Source organism: Candidatus Methylomirabilota bacterium (assembly GCA_028870115.1).
Classification (GTDB): domain Bacteria; phylum Methylomirabilota; class Methylomirabilia; order Methylomirabilales; family Methylomirabilaceae; genus Methylomirabilis.
The window spans coordinates 1-1,067 of the sequence record JAGWQH010000083.1; the positions used below are offsets into that span (position 1 = coordinate 1).

Genomic DNA, 1,067 nt, shown 5'->3' on the forward strand with positions numbered 1-1,067 from the left:
ACCCGTATGGCAACACCACGGAGATCGAGCTATCCAAACAGAAGGTCAACAGCGGTCTAAAAGACGAGCTGTTTCAATTCTCGCCCCCGCCGGGGACGGATGTCGTGGCCCCTTTAAAGCCTCTCGTTCCATAAGCCAAAAGGAGATTGCACGTGTCTAACGAAGCGTCCTTCGATATCAGCTCGACGGTTGATCTGCAGGAGGTAGACAACGCCGTCCAGCAGGCCATGAAAGAGATCCAGCAGCGGTTCGATTTCAAGGGGACAGCCTGTCGCGTCACGCGGGATGAGCAGGGCCTTCTACTCTACGCTGACGACACCTACAAGCTCAAGGCCGTGGTCGATCTGCTGGAGGCGAAGCTGGTACGGCGAAAGGTATCTCTGAAGGCCCTTGTTTATGAAACCCCTGAGCCGGCAGCGAAAGGGACCGTTCGACAGCGGACAACGCTGCAGCAGGGAATCTCCGCCGACAAAGCTAAAGAGATCGTCAAGGTAATCAAGGGGCTTGGTTTGAAGGTTGCTACGCAGATCCAAGGCGACCAGATACGGGTCTCGGCCAAGAGTAAAGACGATTTGCAGGCTGTCATGCAAGCGCTTCGAGTGCGCGATCTTGACATCGATCTGCAGTTCGGCAACTATCGATAACGGGAACGCCTGATGCCGGTTTTCTCTGGTCCGGCAAACGACATTGTACAGCATTCATCACGTGAAGAGGTCCTTCCGGCCTTGAGTCATAGCATGTCTGAACATCGCGAAGATGAGAGTAAGACGATCCTGATTGTCGGGGACGGTGTCGGCCCGATCCCCCGACTTCGTGAGCTGCTTACGCGTCAAGGATTCTTAGTCCTGCAAGTCTCATCCAAGCAGGAGGCGCTGGATGCCCTTGCTGTCGGCCGTACTGATCTGGTGATCTTGGATGTCGGATCATACGTCGCGCTGCAGCAACGGGCTGATCGCCTTACGGCGGTCAATCGATTGACCAGGGTCATTGGCGCCTCATTCGATCTCAGTGAGGTCTATCAAACCTTCGCCGCAGAGGTGGGACGGCTCGTTCATTACGATCAGATA

Annotated in this window: 2 protein-coding genes; both read left to right on the top strand. The window is 55.3% G+C overall.

Going from position 1 to position 1,067, the window contains the following annotated elements; genetic code table 11:
• Positions 1-152: 152 nt before the first annotated feature.
• Positions 153-644, top strand: coding sequence for a YajQ family cyclic di-GMP-binding protein (locus tag KGL31_09805; GenBank protein ID MDE2322191.1), 492 nt, complete (start codon positions 153-155; stop codon positions 642-644).
• Between the two features lie 93 nt (positions 645-737).
• The coding region (locus tag KGL31_09810; protein MDE2322192.1) for a hypothetical protein at positions 738-1,067 on the top strand (330 nt) is incomplete at its 3' end.